Source organism: Streptomyces sp. NPDC027962 (assembly GCF_055566095.1).
The window spans coordinates 1-19,233 of sequence record NZ_JBVHTA010000071.1 but is presented as its reverse complement, the minus strand read 5'-3'; the positions used below and the strand labels follow the sequence as shown (position 1 = coordinate 19,233).

Sequence of the window (19,233 nt, the reverse complement as noted above, 5' to 3'; positions counted from 1 at the left end):
GATGGAAGCGTAGGAACTCCCATCATCCCAGGTCAGCGGGCACCTCTTCCTGTTTCTCCATCCACAGCTCGGCCGCTACGCGGTGGATCGAGGCTCAGATCCTCGACTACTCGACCTTGTTCATCATGGGCATGTTGCAGACGGAGGAGTACGCGCGCGCCGTCTTCCGTGCCGGTAGCCCCCGGGAGGGGACAGCGGTGATGGAGAGCAGGGTCTCAGCCCGGATACGGCGTCACGAGGTCATGGAACGGGAATCACCCCCGCTGCTGTGGGTCGTGCTCCACGAGGCGTGCCTTCGGACCGAGGTGGGAGGACCGGGCATCATGGCACGGCAGCTTGAGCACCTGATCAGTGAAGCCGAGTCGCCCCATGTCACGCTGCAACTCCTCCCCTTCGCGGCAGGGGCACCCGCCACAGGCGCGGCTTTTACGTTGCTGGCGTTCCAGGACGCGCCTACCGTGCTCCACACGGAGGGACCGCAGGGGGGACGCCCGTACGAGACAGCCAAGATCGTGGCTGCCGCCCAGGAGACCTACGATCGGTTGCGGGCCGATGCTCTGTCTCCCGATGCTTCGGTCGCCCGCATGAAGGACATGTTCAAGGAGCACACAACATGAGTGACGGAATCGACCCGATGGCCATGGAGTGGGTCCGGTCGTCGTACAGCGGGCCCGAGGGCGGACAGTGCGTCGAGTGGTCACCGGCTTTCGCGAAAGCTCACCGAGTGGTCCCCGTGCGGGACAGCAAGAACCCCGACGGCCCGGTGATGATGCTCTCTCTCGAAGGGTGGACCGGGCTGGTCGAGATCGCCAGCAACGCCGACGTATAGGCCGCCCGCAGCCGAACGTCACGACCCCGTCCACCACGAGCTGCTGACTGAGACTTCAGGTCGTGTACCGGCGCAGGTACAACACACACCACGTGCGGATCGGCTTAGCGGCTGATCGGAAGGGGTGTCCCTCCTGGGGGCACCCCTTCCGCGCGCTTGAGCAGGGCGGGCGTCAGCGCAGGCCGCGGCCGAAGCTGAGACGGCCGCGGGGCGATCGTGGCGCGGGCCCCGGGTTCGGTGAGGCCGCGCGGACCGCCGACTCGGCGAGGCTTTTCGTCAGGAAGTCTCCGAGACCGCTCTCGTACGGGAGGCAAGCCGCCCTGAGCAGCCGGGTGTTGCGCCGGCCCTCGTGTGCCGCGAGGACGAACGGGACCAGGCCGCCCTGCCCCAGCCCGTGACATCAGCGACGCCGCCCGGGCGGGGCTCGCAAGGGCCTGCCCCGCGCCCCGGGGCTTCGCCCGCCGCGGAGCCGGCCGTTCCCGAAAGCGCCCCGGTCGGCCTGCGACGGGGACGCAGATCCGGCCGGGACGGCCGGGGGCAGGGCCTATGCGATGTCGAGTCGGCCGGTGCGGATGATGTCGTGGTTGGCGAAGAGGGCGTCCAGGTGGAACGTGCGGTCCAGTTCCGCGGTCCACTTGGCGTCCGGCAGGTCGCGGTGGGACGGTGCGCGGCACATCCGTGCCCGGGTGCACTGGGTGAGGATCCACCGGGCCTGCGTCTGGCCGGTGGGCGGGTTGGAGTACATGGACGCCGCCAGGCGCCACAGGTGCTCGCCCATGGCGTTCTCCGGTTCGAGGACTGCGACGATGGCGATGTCTCCCAGGCCGCGGTGGTCGCTGGACTGTGTGGTGTAGGCGGCCATCAGGCCGTGGAGCGGGAAGACGGTGACGCGGCTGACGGCGGAGAGAGTCTCGGCGGCCACGGCTGCTCCGTTCTCGGGAAGGGCGAGGGGCGCGGCCGCCGGGTGGACGGCCGCGCACGAAGTGCGGATCAGCTGCCGCCGCCTCCGCATCCACCGCCGTCGCCGCAGCAGGCCGGCGGGTTGCAGTTCGAGGCCGTCCCCCACAGTTCGTGGTCGACGACGAAGCCGGCCTTTTCGATGGCGGCCACGGTGGCCCGCATCTGCGCGCCGTCGAAGAGCTGCGGCTCCGGGAACGGGTTGTGGTGGATGAAGCGGCCGAACTGGGCCTGGCACCAGTCCGCGTACTCGCGGGTGTGGAGCATGAAGGCGTGCCAGCCCGGGTCGACGGACTGCGAGGGGGACAGGCCCTCGTTGCGGTGGGCGGACATGTGGAGGAACGCGAGAGCCTGGTCCATCACGCGCTCGGCGCGCTCGGTCGTGACCCTCTCCTCCTGGACGACGAAGCGGACCAGGCGGTCGAAGAGGCCGGCGTCGACCAGTCGGCGGCCGTGACGGAGTTCTGTGGCGATCGCGGTCATGCGATGCTCCTTGGGTGCGTGCTCGGCGCGCGGCCTACCCGCGCGCCGTCGTGCGCTGGGCTCCCGCGCGGGAGCCCGTTCCGCCCCGGCCGCGGCCCTGCCAGGGAGTTCGGCCGGGACGGGAGTTCAGGCCCAGCTCATGGGCATGCATAGACGTCGATGTCGAGGACGTGGGCGCCCTGCCGGCCGACGGCGCGTCCGACGTGGACGGCGCCGCGGGTGAGCCGTCGGCCGCAGGCGAAGCAGGCCCGCCCGGCGTATGCCTCCCATGACAACGCAGCGGCTGTCGGGATGTCCTTGTGCCGGCAGTCTGAGCGACCGAGGGGCGGAGCGGTCATGCCTCCACCCGCCCGATCGCGGCGGCGAGGTCGCGCTGCTTGTGGCACTGAGCGCAGGCGTACAGCGGAAGCGGTGGCCCGGACTGGCGCTCGACGAGCCTGACTTGGATTGCGGCTTCGGACGGGCCGTTGTGCCAGTGGCACCAGCCAGATCGTCCCTTGTCGGCAGTCCGCGCGGGGCAGGCGTGTGCGTCCATGACCGGGAACGTAGAGACGCCACGTGCGTGCACGCGAGCCATGTGCAGATCTGTGCGCATATTCATTCCAGTGCAGCACCATGGCTGCTTTGCACTCTTGACCGGGCGAGCTTCCTGCCCGACTGTGTTGCACACAGCTGCACAACTCGCCGCAGGAGGCAGCCATGTCGTTACAGTTCATCGGGATCGACCCCAACACCGGCGACCGAGAGAGCCCGACCGTGTGGGTCGACCAGGACAAGAGAGAGCTCGTCTTCCAGGGTTGGAAGCCGGGCCCGGAACTCGAAGCTGAGTGCGCAGCGTTCGAGGTGCCCGGACATGCGCAAGGGATCCCGGCCGGCGAGGCCGTGATCCGCATCCCGGCAAGGATGATCCACATGATCAGGGAGGCGTGCGATGCCATCGAGCGAGCGGACATTCGATGACCTGATCGCGTCGTGCACCCGGTTCGCCCTCCACCTGGAGATGCGGGACAGCTACGCAGTCGACTACGAGAAGGGCCCGTTTGCCGACTGGCGGTCCGGTTTCCGGCACGACCCCGCCGACCGGGACTCCTGGTGGCGGCCGTGGCTGGACCTCATCGCCGAAACCGTCGAGCGTGGCGTTGTCGTGCGTCGGGCGCGGATCGTGTCCGAGCCGGTCAGTGAGTACACCCGGTTCCTCTACGACGGCACGTTCACCAACGTCGCCGCCGGGGAACAGGTGCGGTGGCTTCCCCGTCGGCAGGCCTCGGCCATCGCCCTGCCCGGGAACGACTTCTGGCTGTTCGACGAGCAGTGGGTCCACTGGAACCACTTCGCCGGAAACGGATCCTCCGGTGGCGGAGAGATCACCAACGACCCGGCCGCGGCCAAGCTGTGCGCCGAGGCGTTCGAGGCGGTGTGGGAACAAGCCACCCCGCACGACCAGTACAAGATCCGCTGACAAAGGAAGCACCGGACAGGCCAGTTCATGACCATCTCCCCGTCGTCCTCGGCCCAGGCCGCCCGCGAGTCCGTCGCGGCACGCCTGCGGGACCTCCGGCGGGGCAGCGGCCTCACAGTCGTCGAGCTGGCCACACGGTGTGGATGGCACCACGCGAAGACATCCCGCATCGAGAATGCCCGCACCGCGCCCTCGGCCAACGACATCCGCGCGTGGTGCCGGGCCTGTGAGGCCGACGTCCGTGCAGACGACCTGGTGGCCCGGTCACTGAACGCCGAGTCGATGTACAGCGAGTGGCGCCATCAGGTCCGCTCCGGCATGAAGCAACTGCAGGACAGCTCCGTCCAGTTCTTCCGTAGCACCGGACTGTTCCGCGTCTACTCATCGACCATGGTTCCGGGGCTCCTGCAGACCGAGGGATATGCGGCGGCACTGCTCAGCCGCATCGCGGACTTCCGTGACGTGCCCGTCAACGACGGCGCCGAGGCCGCTACGGCGCGGGTCGAACGATCCCGCATCATCCACGAACCCGGCCGGCGATTCGTCTTCCTCATCGAGGAGGCCGTCCTGCGGTACCGGCTCGGCGACGCGGACGCGATGGCCGCCCAGCTCGGGCACCTGCTCAGCGCCGGGGCGCTGCCGGCGGTATCGCTGGGCATCCTGCCCGAGGAGACCCGCGAACGCCGGCATTGGCCCTTGGAGACGTTCCACGTCTACGACGACAACCTGGTCTCGGTGGAGCTCCTTTCGGCCGGCGTGCGGATCACCCAGCCGTCGGAGATCGCGCTGTACTTGAAGGCCTTCGAGGAACTGCGCGACATGGCCGTGTACGGTGCCACTGCGCGTGCCCTGATCGTGCAGGCGATCGACACCCTGAGCTGACCTCGGACGCACGAATGCGCCCTGTCCGCAGTGTGGCAGGAGGGGGGCGCGGCCGTTCAGGGGCACTGGCATCGGGTGGCCGGCGGGTCCCGGGCTCCGCAAGCGCCATCGGCACGGGCCTCGCCCGCTGCTCCGGTTTCGCCCACAACGTCCGCGCCCGGATCTCCCTTCTTGCCAGGGTCCCGGCCGGGCCGTGGTCCGGTGGGTCCGAGCGACCCGTCAGCGCGCCCGGGGTTGCCGCGCAGTCCACCCCTGCCGCACAGGCCGCCACCCCTGCCCGCCCGGACCGGACGCCCCGTCAGCCCGGCGTCAGCGGCACGTCGGCGCACCCCGCCACGCTCGTGCCCGGACGGTGCAGACCGCCGGGCCGAGGTCAGCCCGCGGCAAGCCTTCGGATCCGATTCAGGAGACACCCGATGACCAAGCTCCAGACCCCAGGCGCGCATCACTTCGCGACCGCCGGCCCAGGGGCGGACGAGGCACGCCGCATACCGCTCACCGAGGAGCAGCTGGGGCTGCTGCTGCAGCACCGCGCCGACCCGGCCGCCTCCCCGTACAACGTGCCGCTCGCCCTCGACCTGCGCGGTCCACTGGACGCCGCCGCCCTCGAGACGGCTCTCGGCCGGCTCGTCGCCCGCCACCCGCTGCTGTCCGCGCGGGTGGCCGACGACGACCACGGCGACGGGCCGCCCTTCCTCGACGTCGACCCGGCCCGCACCCCCCGCCTGGAGCGGCGCACCGCGGGCGCCGCCGGCGGTGACTGGCCCGCCGGGTCCCTGCTCGCCGACGCCCGCCAGGAACTCGACCTGGAACGCGACGGGGTGCTGCGCGCCGTCCTCGTCGGCCACGGCCCCGAGCACCACACGCTGCTGCTCGTCGTCCACCACCTCGTCGTCGACGGCGAGTCCACCGGCCTGCTCCTCGCCGACCTCCTCACCGCCTACGAGCACGGCGACATCCCCGGCCCGGCGCCGGCCGCCTTCGGCACCTACGTGGGCGAGCGCGCCCGCGAGGCGGACAAGGACACCGCCGCCGCAAAGGCGTACTGGCGCGAGCGCCTCGAGGGCGCCGACCTGACCGTCGACTTCCCCCTCGACGTCCCCGGCGGCCAGGGACCGGCCGACGACAGCGCCCCGCAGGAGGCGGTCGTCCCCCTCGAGCTGGACCGCGAACTGTGGACGCAGATCACCGAGTTCTCCCGCGCCCACCGCGCCGGTGCCGCCGCCGTGCTGCTCGCCGCCTACCTCAAGGCCCTGGCCACCTACGGCCGGCAGGCCGCGCCGACCGTCGGCGTGCCGCTGGGCGCCCGCACCGACCCCCGCTTCGACCGCACCGTCGGACACTTCGTCCGCACGCTGCTGGTCCGCGCCCCCGGCCAGGACGGCCTGAGCGCCGCCGCGTTCGTCACCGGCGTGCAAAGGGAACTCGCCCGCGCCGTCGACCACTCACGGCTGCCGTTCCCCAAGATCGCCAAACTGGCCCCCCAGGCCGGCTCCGGCGCCCCGTTCAACTGCACGTTCGTCCTGCACAGCTGGGCCGACGCGACCGCCGCCGCCACCGACGGCGTCGACCTGCGCGGCGGGCTGCGCGCCCACTGGCGCCAGGACGTGCCCACCCCGGGGCTCGGGCTGCTCACCCTGGAGCTGTACGAGGGCGAGGGCCGGCTGCGCGGACGCCTCAAGTACGACGCCTCCCGCATCGAGGCCGCCACCGCGGAGGCGTTCACCGAACACGTCACCACCCTCGCCGGGCAGCTGGTCCGCGAACCGGACGCCCCCGTCGCCGCGCTCGACGGGCTCGGGCCGCGCGCCCGCGCCACCCTCGACTACCTGGGCGCCACCGACCACCCCATCCCCGACACCGACATCGACAGCCTGCTGCGCGCCCGCGTCGAGGAACGGCCGGAGGCCGTCGCCGTCGAGTTCGGCGACTCCCGCTGGACCTACCGTGACCTCGGCACCCGCATCGACGCCTACGCCGCCGGGCTGGCGGCCCGCGGCGTGCGCCCCGGCGACCGGGTGGGCATCATCCTGCCGCGCACCGACGAGGCCGTCGCGGTGATGCTCGCCGCCTTGCGCACCGGCGCCGCGTACGTCCCGCTGGACGCCGCGCACCCGGAGGCGCGCCGCCGCCACATCGCCGCCGGCAGCGGCATGCGGCTGGCCGTCGTGGACGCCTCGACCGCCGTGGCCTGCCCGAAGGACCCCGGCCCCGACACCGTCCTGATCGGCGACCTCGCCGCCGCCCCCGCCGCCACGCCCCCGGCGGGCGGGCCGACCGCGGACAGCGCCCTGCACATCCTCTACACCTCCGGCTCCACCGGCATGCCCAAGGGCGTGCAGCTCAGCCACCGCGCCCTGGTCACCGACGTCCTCGCCGCGATCCGGCACTTCGGCATCGGACCCGACGACACGATGCTCCTCAAGGCGCCGTTCACCTTCGACGTCAGCGCCCACGAGATGCTCGTCGCGCTCGTCGCCGGGGCCCGCCTCGTCGTCGCACCGCCCGACGCGGAACGCGACCCCGACCTGCTCGCCGACACCCTGCAACGCCACGGCGTCACCCTGCTGCACGCCGTCCCCTCCCAGCTGCGGCTGCTGCTGGAGGCCGACGGCTTCCCCGCCAACCGCACCCTGCGCACCGTCGTGTCGACGGGGGAGTCCCTCCCCAACGAGCTGCGCACCGCCTTCGAGGCCGCCCACCCCGCACGGCTGCACAACGCGTACGGCCCCACCGAGACCTCGTACTCCACCGTCTTCTCCTGGGCGCGCGGCGACGACGCCTTCTGGACGAGGCGGGCCGAGGTCCCCATCGGCGTGCCCTTCGACAACATCCGCTGCCACGTCCTGGACGAACACCAGCGCCCTGTGCCGCCGGGCGCGCCGGGCGAACTGTGGATCGGCGGCGGCACCGTCTCCGACGGCTACGTCGGCGACGCGGAACGCACCGCCGACCGCTACCGCACACTCGACCTCGGCGGCCGCGCCGACACGCTCTACCGCACCGGCGACCTGGTCCGGCTGCTCCCCGGCGGCGCGCTGACCCACCTGGGCCGACTCGACGACCAGGTGAAGATCAACGGCAACCGCGTCGAACTCGGCGAGGTCCGGGCCGCGCTGATCTCCCTCGAAGGCGTCGAGGACGCCACGGTCCAGGCCGCCCGCCACGCCCACGGCAGCCTCCAGATCGTGGCCCACGTGGTGGCCCCGGCGACCGAAGCGACGACGGTCCGCAACGCCCTGAAGCCGCTGCTCCCGTCCCACATGATCCCCGCCCACCTGCACCGCGTCCCGCGCATCCCCCTCCTGGCCAACGGCAAAACCGACCGCCAGACCCTCGCCCGCCTGACGGCCGCCGCGTCCGCCCCGGCGCCGGCGGGCGCGTCGCCGCGCCCCGCCGGCGCTGCGGCTCCCGCTGCGGGTGCGTCCGCGTCCGACGGTGCTGCGGCGCAGCAGCCGACCCCCGCCGCGCCGAGCTCGGCCGGTGCCGCTACGGCGCCTGCGACAGCGGGGGAGCCGTCGACCCCTGCCGCGCCGGGCGGCGTTGCCGCCCTGGCTGGCGCCGGGCCGGCCACGCCCGGGCCCGCCTCCGGCGGCGCTGCGGCGAGCTCCGCCGCCGCCCCACCGGCGACCCCGGCTGCCGGGTACGGGCCTGACGGCCCTGCCGCAGCCACCGGCCTGCAAGGAGTCGTCCCCGTCTTCGGTGCCGCTACGGCGCCTGCGACAGCGGGGGAGCCGTCGCCCCCTGCCGCGCCGGGCGGCGTTGCCGCCCATCCGGCTGACGCCGGGCCCGCCACGCCCGCGCCTGCCGGCCCTGCCGGGCCCGCCTCCGCCGCGGCGTCCGCCGCCCCCGCCACCGCGTCGCGGGTGCTGGAGGTCGTGCGGAGCGTGTGGGCCGAGTTGCTCGGGGACCACGGCGATCAGGCGCAGTTCTTCGAGGCCGGCGGTGACTCCATCCTCGCCATGCAGCTCGTCTCCCGGCTGCGCCGTGCCGGGTTCACGCTCGCCATGCGTGACATCTACCGCAACCCCGTCCTGGCCGACCTTGCCGCCCACCTCGACGACGGCGCCCCGCCGCAGCCGGAGACACAGCCCGGCGCGGGCGACGACGAACCGCGGGCCGCCGCGCCCGCAACGGCGGTGTCGCCGCTCGCCCCCGTACAGTCCTGGTTCTTCCGGCACATCAGGACCGACCCGCACCAGTGGAACCAGTCCGTGCTGCTGGAGCTCAACGGCTCCGTGGACGCCACCGTCCTGCGGCTGGCCCTGCAGGCCGTCGTCGCCGCCCACCCCGCCCTGTCCGCCAGGTTCGACGACGACTCCGAGGGCCGGCTCATGGTCCGGGCCGCGCCGTTCGCCGCGTATCCGGCGCGTGAGGTCCTGTGGGAGCGGGACATCACCAGCGAGCCGGAGCTCGACCAGGCGATGGAGGACGTCGAGCGCAGCCTCGACCCGCTGCGCGGCGTGCACGTCCGCGCCCTGCTCGCCCACGACCGGCGGTCGGCGACCGCCCCCACCCACCTGCTGATCGCCATCCACCATCTCGTCGTGGACGGCGTGTCGTGGCGGATCCTGCTGGAGGACCTCGAGCACGCCCTGGCCTCGCTCACCGACGGCGCCCTGCCCGCGCTGCCCGACGAGGCGTGCCGCTACGAGGACTGGATCGCCTCGCTGCCCGCCGTCGCCGCCCGGCCCGGCGAGGCCGGCTACTGGCGTACTCTCGCCGCCGCCCGCGCCGAGGCGCAGACCCTGCTGCTGACCACGCCCGCGCCGGACGAGGAGCACATCCGCCGCGTCGAGTTCGCCCTCGACGAGGAGGCGACCGCCCGTCTCATCGGCCCCCTGCCGCGCCAACTGGGCCTGCAGGTCCACCAGGTGATGACCGGCGCGTTCGCGCAGGCCCTCGCCCGCTGGCGCGGCACGCGGGCCGTGACGTTCGACGTGGAGACCCACGGCCGGCACGGCCGGGACGAACTGTTCCGTACCGTCGGCTGGTTCACCTCCATCCACCCCGTCGTCCTGGGCGGCGACCGCTCCGTGCACCCCGAGCAGTACCTGGCGCAGATCGGCGCGGCGCTGACCGCCGTACCGGACGGCGGTGTCGGCTTCGGGGCGTGCCGCGAGTTCTCCCCGGACGCCGGGCTGCGGACGCTGCTGCGCGATCTGCCGCCCGCCCTGGTGTGCTTCAACTACTACGGCCAGGCCGACCAGTTGAGCCCGAACGGCGGTTTCCGCATGTCGGGCCGCCCCATCCCGCGCGAGCACTCCGCCCGCTGCGAGCGGGTGTACGGCATCGAGGTGTACGGCATCGTGCACGGCGGCCGGCTGCGCATGGGTCTGACCTGGGTGCCGAGCCCGGCCGACGGCGTGGACGAGGCCGGCGTCGACGCGCTCGTCGACCAGATGAGCTGGGTGCTGGCCACGCTCGCGGGCACCGACCCGCGAGCGGTGACCGCGGCCGAGATCACCGCTCCCGGCGCCGCAGCGCCCGCCCGCGCCCCCCGCGCGCCGGCCGCCGCCCCGGCGGCCGTGACCGGCCCGCGCACCGCCGAAGGCAACGACCACGGCGACGGCCCCGAGACCGTGCCGGTCACCCCCCAGCAGCACGGCCTGCTTCTCGACGCGCTCGCCCACCGCGGCACCGGCCGCTATGTGGAACAGCTGTTCTGGCGCTGGCACGGCCCCCTGGACACCGCCCGGTTCACTGCCGCCTGGCAGGCCGTGTTCGACCGCGAGACGGTGCTGCGCGCCGCGTTCGACTGGCAGGACGAGCCCTGCCTGGTCCTGCACGACCACGTCACCCCCGAGGTCACCCGGCACACCGCCCGCTCCGCCGCGTCCGCCGACTTCGAGGCGCTGATGGAGAGCGACCGGCTGCGCGGCTTCGACCTGCGCACCCCCGGCCTGCTGCGGATCACCCTCGTCGACGACCCGGCGCCCGACAGCGGCGGCGAGCCCCCGGCGGTGCGGATCCTGCTCACCTTCCACCATGTGCTGCTGGACGGCTGGAGCGTGTCCATCCTGCTCCAGGAGTTCTACCGGGCCTACCTCGCCGGCGGTGTCCTGCCCGGCGGCGAGCGGCGCCCCGACGTGCGCGACTACTCGCGCTGGCTGGCCGCTCAGGACACCGCCCCCGCACGGGAGTTCTGGTCCGACGCCGTCCCCGCCGCGGCCCCCGTCGTCCAGCCCGCGATCCCGGGCCCGGCGACCGGCCAGAGCGGTGCGGGCCGCGCCGAGTGCCGGCTGAGCGCCGCGGAGGCCGACCGGCTGCGCGCCTGGGCCGCGGCCCGCGCCGCGACCGAGTCCAGTGCCCTGCAGGCCGTGTGGGCGCTGCTGCTGTACCGGGCGGGCGGCACCAGCGGCCCCGCGCCGGTGGGCTTCGGCGTGACCGTCTCCGGCCGCGGCATCGCCCTCGACGCGGTCGAACGCCTGCCGGGGCTGCTGATGAACTCGCTGCCCATGACCATCCAGGTCGACCCCGCCCACAGCCTGCCCCGGCTGCTGACCGAACTGCGCGACCAGGCCCTGGACATGGCCGCCTACGAATGGGTGTCGACGGGCCAGATCCACGAGTGGAGCGGCCGCAGGGCGGGCGAGAAACTCGTCGAGAGCCTCATCGTCTTCGAGAACTACCCCCGCTCCTCCGGCGATCTGGAGTCCGCGCTCGCCGCCCAGGGCATCCGCGTCGAACTGCCCGACGCGGCCGGCTCGCAGACCGCGTTCCCGGTCACCCTGCTCGCCTACCGCGACGTCGACGGCTCACTCGTCCTCGCGGCCGTCCACGACCGCGGCCGGATCGCCGACGCCGACGCCGACAAGCTGGTCACCCAGTGCGCCCGGCTGCTGCGCGAACTGCCCGGAACCGCCGACGAGACCACCACCGTCGCCGATGTCCTGGCCGGCGTCACCGACGCCGACCTGCCGCGCATGGCCGAGCGCTCCGAGCAGCCGGCCGACACCGGCGAGGACGTCTGCTGGCCGCAGGGACCGGAGGCCGACCTGGTCAAGGCGGCCTGGGAGGCCGTCTTCGGCACCACCGACGTCGACCCCGGCGAGCACTTCTTCGAAGCCGGCGGCCACTCCCTGCTGGCCATGCGGCTGCTGCGCGAGATCAGCCTGCGCACCGGCCGGACCCTGCGCCTGGACGAGCTGCTCGCCCACCCCCGCGCCGGCCAGCTCGCCCGGCTCCTCGCCGAGGCCCCGGACACGAGCGAGGCGGCCGACGGCGCCGCTTCGGTGCTCGTGCCGCTGCGGCCCGCCCGGCGGGCCGGCGCGGGCACGATCCACCTCGTCCACCCGCCGGGCGGCCAGGTCGCCTGCTACGCGCAGCTCGCGGCCGGCTACCCGGGCCCCGAGGCGCTGGTCGGCATCCGCGACCCGCGCGTGGACGACCCGCACCCCGAGTACCGTTCCACCGAGCAGCTGGCCGAGCACTATGTGACCGCGCTGCGGCCCGCGCTGGAGGCGGGCGAGCGGATCGTGCTCGGCGGCTTCTCGGGCGGCGGCGTCATCGCCTACGAGATCGCCCAGCGCATCGCCGCGGACGGCGGCACGCCGCCGCTCGTGGTGATGGTCGACGCGGGCGCGCCGGACGGCGAGCTGACCGACGCGGAGGCGGACGGGTCGTTCGCGAACCAGCTGCGGTCGGTCGCCGAAGGCCGTACCGCGCCGCAGCCCGCCTCCACCGCCACCGACGCCGCCACCACCGACACCACCGCCGATGCCGATGCCGAGGTCACGCCCGCCTCCGGCCCGGCCGGCGAACCCGGCGGCTCCGCCGCCTACTTGGCGGAGATCGCCCAGATCGCCGAGTGGATGCGCGGCGACGGCGGCGGCGACCCGGTCGCCCTCATGCGCGACAGCGTCGAGTCCGTCCAGCGCTACCGGCCCCGCCCCTATCCCGGTCCCGTCGTCGTGCTGCGCGCGGGGGACACCGGATTCGGCAAGGGCACCGACTACGACGAGAGCGACCGGTTCCACGGCCGTCCCGGCCTCGGCTGGGAGGACCACGTCGAAGACCTCGCCATCCGGGTCGTGCCCGGCAACCACGTGACCATGCTGACCGGCGACAACGTGCGCAGCCTCGCCCGGATCCTGGCGTCCGCCGTCAAGAACTGAACCGAGGAGACAACCACCATGACCACACCCCGCCGGCGCATCACCCTCGCCGGCATCATCGACGGACCCGGCGGCCATGTGGCCGCCTGGCGCCACCCGGCGACCAAGGCGGACGCCCAGCTCGACTTCGACTTCCACAAGAACAACGCCCAGACCCTCGAACGCGGCCTGTTCGACGCCGTGTTCATCGCGGACATCGTCGCCGTGTGGGGCACCCGCCTCGACTCCCTGTGCCGCACCTCACGCACCGAGCACTTCGAACCGCTCACGCTGCTCGCCGCCTACGCGGCCGTCACCGAGCACATCGGACTGTGCGCCACCGCCACCACCACCTACAACGAACCGGCCCACATCGCCCGCCGGTTCGCCTCGCTCGACCACCTCAGCGGCGGCCGCGCCGGCTGGAACGTGGTCACCTCCGCCGCGCCCTGGGAGTCCGCCAACTTCGGCTTCCCCGAGCATCTGGAGCACGGCAAGCGCTACGAGCGGGCCGAGGAGTTCATCGACGTCGTCAAGCAGCTGTGGGACAGCGAAGGCCGCCGCATCGAGCACCGCGGCAGCCACTTCGAGGTGCCCGGCCCGCTCGACATCGCCCGCCCCCCGCAGGGCCGCCCCGTCATCATCCAGGCCGGATCCTCGCCCGTGGGGCGGGAGTTCGCCGCCCGCCACGCCGAGGTGATCTTCACCCGGCACAACCGGCTCTCCGACGCCCGGGACTTCTACGGCGACCTCAAGGCACGCGTCGCGGCGCACGGCCGCGACCCCGACAAGGTCCTCGTGTGGCCCACCCTCGCGCCGATCGTCGCCGCCACAGAGGCCGAGGCGAAGCAGCGCCTGCAGGAACTGCAGGACCTCACCCACGACCACGTCGCCCTGCGCACCCTTCAGGACCACCTCGGCGACGTCGACCTGAGCGAGTACCCGATCGACGGGCCGGTGCCCGACATCCCGTACACCAACCAGTCCCAGTCGACGACCGAGCGGCTGATCGGCCTGGCCCGGCGCGAGAACCTCAGCATCCGCGAGCTCGCCCTGCGGCTGATGGGCGACATCGTCATCGGCACGCCCGAGCAGCTCGCCGACCACATGGAGAGCTGGTTCACCGGCCGCGGTGCCGACGGCTTCAACATCGACTTCCCGTATCTGCCCGGCTCAGCCGACGACTTCGTCGACCACGTGGTGCCCGAGCTGCAGCGCCGCGGCCTGTACCGCTCCTCCTACGAGGGCACCACCCTGCGGGCCAACCTCGGCATCGACGTACCACAGAAGGCAGGTGCAGCGGCATGACCGCCCCCATCCTCGTCGCCACCCTCGACACCCGCGGCTCCGCCGCCTCCCTCGGCATGCTCATCCGCGCCGTGCGCGCCGCGGAGGCCGCCGGATTCGACGCCGTCCTGATCGACGACCGCGCCGCCGGTGCGCGGGGCCGGTTCGAGACGACGACGCTGACCGCTGCGCTGGCCGCCGTCACCGACACGATCGGGCTGATCACCGCCCCGCTCCCGGCCGACCAGGCGCCCTACCACGTGGCCCGGATCACCGCCTCGCTCGATCACCTCGCCCACGGCCGCACCGGCTGGCTCGCGGCCACGGACGCCACCGACCCCGAGGGCCGCACCGGCGAACTGATCGACGTCGTACGCGGCCTGTGGGACAGCTTCGACGACGACGCCTTCGTCCACGACCGCGCCGACGGCCTGTACTGGCGGCTGCCCGCAGTCCACCAACTCGACCACCAGGGCCGGCACTTCGACGTCGCCGGCCCCCTCAACGTCGCCCGCCCGCCGCAGGGCCACCCCGTCGTCGCCGTCACCGGCCCCGCCCTCGCCGCGGCCGCCGACCTCGTCCTGCTCGACGAGGCGGCCGACGCCGCCTTGGTGAAGCAGCAGGCACCGCACGCCAAGGTCCTCCTGCCGCTGCCCCGCCCGGCCGCCGAACTGCCCGCCGACAGCCCCGCGGACGGCTTCACCGTGGCGCTCACCGGCTCCGACGACCCGGTCCTGGCCGCGCTCGCCGCCCGGCCCGGCCGCCCGGACCGCGCCCCGGCCGCCACCCTGCGCGAACGCCTCGGCCTGGCCCGCCCCGAGAGCCGCCACGTCCTCACCACCGTCTGACGCCCCGTCCGCCCGCTGCTTCTTGGAGAGTCATGTCCCGTCGTCTGTTCACCTCGGAGTCCGTGACCGAGGGCCACCCCGACAAGATCGCCGACCAGATCAGCGACACCATCCTCGACGCCCTGCTGCGCGAGGACCCCACCTCGCGGGTGGCGGTGGAGACGCTGATCACCACCGGCCAGGTGCACATCGCCGGCGAGGTCACCACCAAGGCGTACGCACCCGTCGCCCAGCTGGTGCGCGACACGATCCTGGGCATCGGCTACGACTCGTCGGCCAAGGGCTTCGACGGCGAGTCGTGCGGCGTGTCGGTGTCGATCGGCGCCCAGTCCCCGGACATCGCGCAGGGCGTCGACACTGCCTACGAGAAGCGCGTGGAGGGCGAGGAGGACGAGCTCGACCAGCAGGGCGCCGGCGACCAGGGTCTGATGTTCGGCTACGCCACCAACGAGACCCCGTCCCTGATGCCGCTGCCCATCGAGCTGGCCCACCGCCTCTCGCGCCGGCTGACCGAGGTCCGCAAGGACGGCACCGTCCCCTACCTGCGCCCCGACGGCAAGACCCAGGTCACCATCGAGTACCAGGGCAGCCGCCCGGTCCGGCTCGACACCGTCGTCGTCTCCTCCCAGCACGCCGCCGACATCGACCTCGGCTCGCTGCTGACCCCCGACATCCGCGAGCACGTCGTCGAACACGTCCTGGCCGCACTCGCCGGGGACGGCATCAAGCTCGAGACGGACAACTACCGTCTCCTGGTCAACCCGACCGGCCGTTTCGAGATCGGCGGCCCGATGGGCGACGCCGGCCTCACCGGCCGCAAGATCATCATCGACACGTACGGCGGCATGGCCCGCCACGGCGGCGGCGCGTTCTCCGGCAAGGACCCGTCCAAGGTCGACCGGTCCGCCGCCTACGCGATGCGCTGGGTCGCCAAGAACGTGGTCGCCGCCGGCCTCGCCGAGCGCTGCGAGGTGCAGGTCGCCTACGCGATCGGCAAGGCCGAGCCGGTCGGCCTGTTCGTCGAGACGTTCGGCACCGGCACCGTCGCCCAGGACCGCATCGAGAAAGCCATCAGCGAGGTCTTCGACCTGCGGCCGGCCGCGATCATCCGCGACCTGGACCTGCTGCGGCCCATCTACGCCGCCACCGCCGCCTACGGCCACTTCGGCCGCGAACTGCCCGACTTCACTTGGGAGCGGACCGACCGCGCCCACCGGCTCAAGGCCGCAGCCGGCCTCTGAGGGCCGCCGGACCTGTGAGGAGATCCTGACGTGCGCATCGCTGTCACCGGTTCCATCGCCACCGACCATCTGATGGTCTTCCCCGGCCGGTTCGCGGATCAGCTGATCCCCGACCAGCTCGCTCATGTCTCGCTCTCCTTCCTGGTCGACGCACTCGAGGTGCGCCGGGGCGGAGTGGCGGCCAACGTCGCCTTCGGCCTCGGCAGCCTCGGCCTCACCCCCCTGCTGGTCGGCGCCGTGGGCGGCGACTTCGCCGAATACGAGGTGTGGCTCAAGGAACACGGCGTCGACACCGGCCCGGTCCTGGTCTCCACCGAGCACCAGACCGCCCGGTTCATGTGCATCACCGACCAGGACGCCAACCAGATCGCCTCGTTCTACGCGGGCGCCATGCAAGAAGCCCGCGACATCGACCTGTGGCACCTGACCACCGGCAGCGCGGCCCGCCCCGACCTCGTCCTCGTCTGCCCCAACGACCCGGCCGCGATGCTGCGCCACACCGGCGAGTGCCGCGAACTGGGCCTGCCCTTCGCCGCCGACCCCTCCCAGCAGCTCGCCCGCCTCGAGGGCTCCGAGGTACGCGACCTCGTCGACGGCGCCCGCTGGCTGTTCACCAACGAGTACGAGGCAGCCCTGCTGCTGGAGCGCACCGGCTGGGAACAGGCCGACGTCCTCGCCAAGGTCGGCGCCTGGATCACCACCCTCGGCGGCGCGGGCGTACGCATCGACCGCGCCGGCCACGCACCGCTGACCGTCCCGGCCGTCCCCGACGCCCCCGCCGTCGACCCGACCGGCGTCGGCGACGCCTTCCGGGCCGGGTTCCTGGCCGCCGTCGGCCGCGGCCTGGACCTCACCGGCGCCGCGCGCCTGGGCTGCGTCGTGGCGGCCCAGGCCCTCGGCGCGGTCGGCTCCCAGTCCTACCGGACCGACCCCGAGCAGCTGCTGGCCGCCGCCGAGCGCGCCTACGGCACCGCCGCCGCGCTCCTGCTCGCGTCCGGACTGGGGGAGCGGCCATGACCACCACCCGTATCGACGCCCTGCGCCAGGCGCTCGCCACCCGGGTGGTGGTGGCCGACGGGGCGATGGGCACCATGCTCCAGGCCCAGGACCCCACCCTCGAGGACTTCCAGGACCTCGAGGGCTGCAACGAGATCCTCAACGTCACCCGGCCCGACATCGTCCGCTCCGTCCACGAGGCGTACTTCGAGGTCGGCGTCGACTGCGTGGAGACGAACACCTTCGGCGCCAACCACGCCGCGCTGGGGGAGTACGACATCCCCGAGCGGGTCCACGAACTGTCCGAGGCGGGCACCCGGATCGCCCGCGAGGTGGCCGACGAGTTCACCGCCTCCACCGGGCAGCAGCGCTGGGTACTGGGCTCCATGGGCCCCGGCACCAAGCTCCCCACCCTCGGCCACGCCCCCTACACCCTGCTGCGCGACGCCTACCAGGCGAACGCCGAAGGCCTCATCGCCGGCGGCGCGGACGCCCTGCTGGTGGAGACCACGCAGGACCTGCTGCAGACCAAGGCCGCGATCATCGGCGCCCGCCGCGCCATGGACGCCACCGGCAGCCGCCCGCCGCTGATCTGCTCGGTGACGGTCGAGACGACCGGCACCATGCTGCTGGGTTCGGAGATCGGCGCCGCGCTCACCGCGCTCGAGCCGCTCGGCATCGACATGATCGGCCTCAACTGCGCCACCGGACCGGCCGAGATGAGCGAGCACCTGCGCCACCTCGCCCGCCACTCCCGCGTCCCGATCTCCTGCATGCCCAACGCCGGGCTGCCCGTCCTCGGCAAGGACGGCGCCCACTACCCCCTGACCCCCGCCGAACTCGCCGACGCACAGGAGCAGTTCGTCGCCGACTACGGACTGTCCCTGGTCGGCGGCTGCTGCGGCACCACCCCGGAGCACCTGCGCCGCATCGTCGAACGCGTCCGTGATCTGACCCCGCCGGCCCGCGACCCGCGCCCCGAGCCGGGAGCCGCCTCCCTCTACCAGACGGTGCCGTTCCGTCAGGACACCGCGTACATGGCGATCGGTGAGCGGACGAACGCGAACGGGTCGAAGAAGTTCCGCGAGGCCATGCTCGAGGGCCGCTGGGACGACTGCGTGGAGATGGCCCGCGACCAGATCCGCGAGGGCGCCCACATGCTCGACCTGTGCGTCGACTACGTCGGCCGCGACGGCGTCGCGGACATGGCCGAGCTGGCCGGACGCTTCGCGACCGCCTCGACCCTGCCGATCGTGCTGGACTCCACCGAACTCCCCGTCCTCCAGGCCGGGTTGGAGAAGCTGGGCGGCCGCGCGGTCATCAACTCGGTCAACTACGAGGACGGCAACGGACCGGAGTCGCGGTTCGCGAAGGTCACCGCGCTCGCCAAGGAGCACGGCGCCGCGCTGATCGCCCTCACCATCGACGAGGAGGGCCAGGCCCGCTCGGTGGAGCACAAGGTCGCCGTCGCCGAGCGCCTCATCGACGACCTGACCGGCAACTGGGGCATCCACGAGTCGGACATCCTCATCGACACGCTCACCTTCACCATCTGCACCGGCCAGGAAGAGTCCCGCAAGGACGGCCTCAACACCATCGAAGCCATCCGCGAACTCAAGCGCCGCCACCCCGACGTCCAGACCACCCTGGGCCTGTCCAACATCTCCTTCGGCCTCAACCCCGCCGCCCGCGTCCTGCTCAACTCCGTCTTCCTCGACGAGTGCGTCAAGGCCGGCCTCGACTCGGCGATCGTCCACGCCTCCAAGATCCTTCCCATCGCACGGTTCGACGAGGAACAGGTCACGGTCGCCCGCGACCTCATCCACGACCGCCGCGCCGAGGGCTACGACCCCCTGCAGAAGCTCATGGAGCTCTTCGAGGGCGCCACCACCACCTCCCTGAAGGCCGGCAAGGCCGAGGAACTGGCCGCGCTGCCACTGGACGAGCGGCTGCAGCGGCGCATCATCGACGGCGAGAAGAACGGCCTGGAGGCCGACCTCGACGACGCCCTGAAGGACACGCCGGCCCTCGCCATCGTCAACAACACCCTGCTGGCGGGCATGAAGGTCGTCGGCGAGCTGTTCGGCTCCGGGCAGATGCAGCTGCCGTTCGTGCTGCAGTCCGCCGAGGTGATGAAGATCGCCGTCGCGTATCT

General features: G+C 73.0%; 14 protein-coding genes. 11 read left to right on the top strand and 3 right to left on the bottom strand.

All coding sequences use genetic code 11. The features are described from left to right. Positions 1 to 617, top strand: a 617-nt coding sequence (locus ACZ4SA_RS35915; protein ID WP_468282698.1) for a DUF5753 domain-containing protein, incomplete at its 5' end; no start/stop codon positions are given. Next, on the top strand, positions 614 to 829 hold the full coding sequence (locus ACZ4SA_RS35910; protein WP_468282695.1) for a DUF397 domain-containing protein: 216 nt from the start codon (positions 614 to 616) through the stop codon (positions 827 to 829). The genes ACZ4SA_RS35915 and ACZ4SA_RS35910, both read left to right, overlap by 4 nt. 544 nt (positions 830 to 1,373) lie before the next feature. Here the strand turns inward: ACZ4SA_RS35910 and ACZ4SA_RS35905 are convergent. The 3 genes from ACZ4SA_RS35905 to ACZ4SA_RS35895 all read right to left on the bottom strand — a co-directional run bounded on the left by ACZ4SA_RS35905 (position 1,374) and on the right by ACZ4SA_RS35895 (position 2,607). After that, entirely contained in the window at positions 1,374 to 1,751 is a 378-nt protein-coding gene (locus tag ACZ4SA_RS35905; protein ID WP_468282692.1) for a hypothetical protein, read from the bottom strand. Positions 1,752 to 1,819: 68 nt separating this feature from the next. Beyond that, the gene (locus ACZ4SA_RS35900) at positions 1,820 to 2,269 is read right to left on the bottom strand and encodes a glycine-rich domain-containing protein (protein ID WP_468282689.1); all 450 of its coding nucleotides are present in this window, start codon (positions 2,267 to 2,269) and stop codon (positions 1,820 to 1,822) included. A 137-nt stretch (positions 2,270 to 2,406) separates the two neighbouring features. Continuing rightward, a complete protein-coding gene (locus ACZ4SA_RS35895) occupies positions 2,407 to 2,607 on the bottom strand; it encodes a hypothetical protein (protein WP_468282686.1) in 201 nt (66 codons plus the stop codon). 361 nt (positions 2,608 to 2,968) lie between these two features. Here ACZ4SA_RS35895 and ACZ4SA_RS35890 point away from each other — a divergent pair, with 361 nt between their 5' ends. The 9 genes from ACZ4SA_RS35890 to ACZ4SA_RS35850 form a co-directional block, all read left to right on the top strand. Further along, a complete protein-coding gene (locus ACZ4SA_RS35890; protein WP_468282683.1) occupies positions 2,969 to 3,229 on the top strand; it encodes a hypothetical protein in 261 nt (86 codons plus the stop codon). Next, a complete protein-coding gene (locus tag ACZ4SA_RS35885) occupies positions 3,201 to 3,728 on the top strand; it encodes a DUF6879 family protein (protein WP_468282680.1) in 528 nt (175 codons plus the stop codon). Before ACZ4SA_RS35890 ends, ACZ4SA_RS35885 begins: the two co-directional genes overlap by 29 nt. A gap of 27 nt (positions 3,729 to 3,755) precedes the next feature. Beyond that, positions 3,756 to 4,610, top strand: coding sequence for a helix-turn-helix domain-containing protein (locus ACZ4SA_RS35880; protein ID WP_468282677.1), 855 nt, complete (start codon positions 3,756 to 3,758; stop codon positions 4,608 to 4,610). A 416-nt stretch (positions 4,611 to 5,026) separates the two neighbouring features. Next, positions 5,027 to 12,727, top strand: a complete 7,701-nt coding sequence (locus ACZ4SA_RS35875) for an amino acid adenylation domain-containing protein (RefSeq protein ID WP_468282674.1) — start codon at positions 5,027 to 5,029, stop codon at positions 12,725 to 12,727. An 18-nt stretch (positions 12,728 to 12,745) separates the two neighbouring features. After that, positions 12,746 to 14,014, top strand: a complete 1,269-nt coding sequence (locus ACZ4SA_RS35870; RefSeq protein WP_468282671.1) for an LLM class flavin-dependent oxidoreductase — start codon at positions 12,746 to 12,748, stop codon at positions 14,012 to 14,014. Then, complete coding sequence (locus tag ACZ4SA_RS35865; protein WP_468282669.1) at positions 14,011 to 14,841, top strand: LLM class flavin-dependent oxidoreductase; 831 nt, start codon at positions 14,011 to 14,013, stop codon at positions 14,839 to 14,841. The genes ACZ4SA_RS35870 and ACZ4SA_RS35865 overlap by 4 nt, the downstream gene beginning before the upstream one ends. A gap of 32 nt (positions 14,842 to 14,873) precedes the next feature. Then, positions 14,874 to 16,082 (top strand): methionine adenosyltransferase, encoded by a 1,209-nt coding sequence (gene metK, locus ACZ4SA_RS35860; RefSeq protein WP_468282666.1) that lies wholly within the window; start codon positions 14,874 to 14,876, stop codon positions 16,080 to 16,082. A gap of 30 nt (positions 16,083 to 16,112) precedes the next feature. Then, positions 16,113 to 17,099, top strand: coding sequence for a carbohydrate kinase family protein (locus ACZ4SA_RS35855; protein ID WP_468282663.1), 987 nt, complete (start codon positions 16,113 to 16,115; stop codon positions 17,097 to 17,099). Continuing rightward, positions 17,096 to 19,233: homocysteine S-methyltransferase family protein (locus tag ACZ4SA_RS35850; RefSeq protein WP_468282660.1), on the top strand; the 2,138-nt coding region annotated here is incomplete at its 3' end. The genes ACZ4SA_RS35855 and ACZ4SA_RS35850, both read left to right, overlap by 4 nt.

Coding starts and splice junctions, on each gene's coding strand:
- ACZ4SA_RS35910 (WP_468282695.1), top strand. CDS start 614: ATGAGTGACGGAATCGACCCGATGGCCATGGAGTGGGTCCGGTCGTCG.
- ACZ4SA_RS35900 (WP_468282689.1), bottom strand. CDS start 2,269: ATGACCGCGATCGCCACAGAACTCCGTCACGGCCGCCGACTGGTCGAC.
- ACZ4SA_RS35895 (WP_468282686.1), bottom strand. CDS start 2,607: ATGACCGCTCCGCCCCTCGGTCGCTCAGACTGCCGGCACAAGGACATC.
- ACZ4SA_RS35890 (WP_468282683.1), top strand. CDS start 2,969: ATGTCGTTACAGTTCATCGGGATCGACCCCAACACCGGCGACCGAGAG.
- ACZ4SA_RS35885 (WP_468282680.1), top strand. CDS start 3,201: ATGCCATCGAGCGAGCGGACATTCGATGACCTGATCGCGTCGTGCACC.
- ACZ4SA_RS35880 (WP_468282677.1), top strand. CDS start 3,756: ATGACCATCTCCCCGTCGTCCTCGGCCCAGGCCGCCCGCGAGTCCGTC.
- ACZ4SA_RS35875 (WP_468282674.1), top strand. CDS start 5,027: ATGACCAAGCTCCAGACCCCAGGCGCGCATCACTTCGCGACCGCCGGC.
- ACZ4SA_RS35870 (WP_468282671.1), top strand. CDS start 12,746: ATGACCACACCCCGCCGGCGCATCACCCTCGCCGGCATCATCGACGGA.
- ACZ4SA_RS35865 (WP_468282669.1), top strand. CDS start 14,011: ATGACCGCCCCCATCCTCGTCGCCACCCTCGACACCCGCGGCTCCGCC.
- metK (WP_468282666.1), top strand. CDS start 14,874: ATGTCCCGTCGTCTGTTCACCTCGGAGTCCGTGACCGAGGGCCACCCC.